Here is a 2,731-nt window from a genome sequence, read left to right as displayed (position 1 = left end):
GGCGCCGAGGAGGTCCCGGCGTGAACAAGGTGATCGTCACCGACCCGCCCCGCGCCGACGGCGACGACGTCGCCGCGCCGAACGGGCCCTGCTTGGCCTTCTCGACGTCGACGTGGATCCACTGGTGGTCGCCGGTGGCGTCGGCGAAGGTGTTGACCTGCTCCTGGGTGACGGTGTGCCAGTCGCTGGCGCCGAGCTGCTCGCCGACCGCGGCGGTGAACTCGTCCAGCCCGTTGAAGACGCGCATGCTCAGTCCTTCGGTCCGCCGGCGACGTAGATGACCTGGCCGGACACGAAGCCCGCACCCTCGCTGACCAGGAACGACACGGTGTTGGCGATGTCCTCGGGCTTGCCGACGCGCTGCACCGGGATTTCCTTGGCGGCGAAGGCCTTGAAGTCCTCGAACGGCACGCCCAGCCGCTCGGCGGTCGCCGCGGTCATGTCGGTCTCGATGAACCCCGGGGCGATCGCGTTGGCGGTGACGCCGAACTTGCCCAGCTCGATGGCCAGCGTCTTGGTGAAGCCCTGCATGCCGGCCTTGGCCGCGGAGTAGTTGACCTGGCCGCGGTTGCCCAGCGCCGAGGTGCTGGACAGGTTCACGATCCGGCCCCAGCGCTGCTCGGTCATGTGCTTCTGGACCGCGCGGGTCATCAGGAACGAGCCCTTGAGGTGCACGTTCATGACCGAGTCCCAGTCCTCGTCGGTCATCTTGAAGATCAGGTTGTCCCGGGTGATGCCGGCGTTGTTGACCAGCACGGTCGGCGCGCCCAGCTCCTCGGCGACGCGGGCGACGGCGGCCTCGACCTGCTCGGTGTTGCTGACGTCGAGCGCGACCCCGATGGCCTTGCCGCCGGCCGCGACGATGTCCTCCGCGCCCTGCTTCACGGACTCTTCGTTGAGGTCCAGCAGTGCGACGGCGAAACCGTCCGAGGCCAGCTTGCGCGCGACCGCGGCGCCGATGCCTCGGCCGGCGCCGGTCACGATGGCGACCCGGGAGTGGGACTCGGTCACGGGAACTCCTCCTCGTCGTTGAGCGCGTCGGTAAGCGAGCGCTTAGAAAGCTACTCGCCTCCGGCCCGGAGCGCCTAAGTGACCTGGGTCACCTCGGCTCGGTTCGATCGTAGTAACGGGACGGCCAGCGTGGCGAGCGCGAGCAGTTCGGTGGCCGCGAGCAGGCGTTCCACCAGGCCCAGCGGGATCGTGCGCCACCACGGGCCGCCGCCGGCCAGCATGTAACCGACCGCGCCGAGGATGAGCCCGAACCACGCCAGCGAGACGATCGCCAGCACCCGCGCCGCCCAGCGCCAGCCCGGCGAGTCCGGGAAGATGCGGCGCGCGGCGAACAGCAGCCCGACCGGCAGGCACACGAACCCGACGACGCTGGCGTAGCGGTGCACGACGCCGCCCAGGCTCGGCCCGACGGACCAGTCGGTCTTGGGGAACGCGACGACCACCAGCAGGCTCACCGTCCACAGTGCACCCAGCACGACCGCGGCGGAGCGCACCGGCAGTGCCCGCATCAGCACGTGCGCGGCGAACAGCACCGCGGAGCCGACCGCGATCAGCAGGACCGCGACGTCGAAGATCCACTTGTTGGCGCTCAGCGCGTACTCGCTGATCGTGCGGCGCACCGGGCTGATCTGGTCGGTGGGCGGGAGGAACTGCAGCAGCAGCACAAGCGCGGCGCCCCCGGCGATCGCGGCGAGGCAGGCCAGGGCGAGGATCCGCGGGGCGCGGGCGAGGGCCGGGGTGGTGGTCACCCGGTCCAGTTTAAGTGCGCGGGTGTGGGGGTTTTGTGATCTCACGGGCGGTTTCCGCGCCGTCGCGGGACTGTCGGTGGGTGCGCCTAGTATCGGCGGCATGGAGCAACGGGTACTCGGCCGGACCGGCCGGGCGGTGTCAGTGGTCGGGCTCGGCACGTGGCAGCTGGGCGCGGACTGGGGCGAGGTCGGCGACGAGCAGGCGCTCGCGGTGCTGTCGGCCGCGGCCGAGGCCGGTGTCACCTTCTTCGACACCGCGGACGTCTACGGCGACGGGCGCAGCGAGCAGATCATCGGGCGGTTCCTGCGGGACCACCCGGACGTGTTCGTGGCGACCAAGATGGGCCGCCGCGCGCCGCTCGACCCGGACGAGTACACGCTGGACAACTTCCGAACCTGGACCGACCGGTCGCGGGCCAACCTCGGGGTGGACACGCTCGACCTGGTGCAGCTGCACTGCCCGCCGACGCCGGTGTACTCGCGGGACGCGGTGTACGACGCGCTGGACGCGCTGGTGGCGGAGAAGCGCATCGCCGCGTACGGGGTGAGCGTGGAGACCTGCGACGAGGCGCTGACCGCGATCGCCCGGCCGGGCACCGCGAGCGTGCAGATCATCCTCAACCCGTTCCGGCTCAAGCCGCTGGAGCGGGTGCTGCCCGCCGCGGCCGAGGCGGGGGTCGGGATCATCGCGCGGGTGCCGCTGGCGTCCGGCCTGCTGTCCGGCCGGTACACGAAGGAGACGGTGTTCGCCGCGAACGACCACCGCACGTTCAACCGCCACGGCGAGGCGTTCGACCAGGGCGAGACGTTCAGCGGGGTGGACTACGCGACGGGCGTCGAGGCGGCCGCGGAGTTCTCGTCGCTGGCCCCCGCCGGCAGGTTCACGAACCCGGTGCCGAGCCAGGCGAGGCTCTTGCCGAAGCCGGGGAACAGGATCCCGACCGCGACACCGAGGACGACCGCGGCGATGA

The 2,731-nt window shown here is 71.2% G+C and carries 4 protein-coding genes; 1 reads left to right on the top strand and 3 read right to left on the bottom strand.

The window, feature by feature from the left end; genetic code table 11:
• The 3 genes from ABZ215_RS43615 to ABZ215_RS43605 form a co-directional block, all read right to left on the bottom strand.
• Positions 1-247 (bottom strand): MaoC/PaaZ C-terminal domain-containing protein (locus ABZ215_RS43615; RefSeq protein ID WP_354956818.1); only part of this gene is annotated, 247 nt, incomplete at its 3' end.
• 2 nt (positions 248-249) lie between these two features.
• A complete protein-coding gene (locus tag ABZ215_RS43610) occupies positions 250-1,011 on the bottom strand; it encodes a beta-ketoacyl-ACP reductase (RefSeq protein ID WP_123685990.1) in 762 nt (253 codons plus the stop codon).
• A 74-nt stretch (positions 1,012-1,085) separates the two neighbouring features.
• Positions 1,086-1,760, bottom strand: a complete 675-nt coding sequence (locus tag ABZ215_RS43605) for a DUF998 domain-containing protein (RefSeq protein WP_237338032.1) — start codon at positions 1,758-1,760, stop codon at positions 1,086-1,088.
• A gap of 100 nt (positions 1,761-1,860) precedes the next feature.
• Between ABZ215_RS43605 and ABZ215_RS43600 the strand changes: the two genes are divergently transcribed.
• Positions 1,861-2,731, top strand: an 871-nt coding sequence (locus tag ABZ215_RS43600) for an aldo/keto reductase (RefSeq protein ID WP_354956816.1), incomplete at its 3' end; no start/stop codon positions are given.

Source organism: Amycolatopsis sp. NPDC006131 (genome assembly GCF_040614175.1).
GTDB classification, from domain to species: domain Bacteria; phylum Actinomycetota; class Actinomycetes; order Mycobacteriales; family Pseudonocardiaceae; genus Amycolatopsis_E; species Amycolatopsis_E tucumanensis.
The sequence above is the reverse complement of the archived record's forward strand: the minus strand, read 5'-3'. Positions and strand labels throughout refer to the sequence as shown.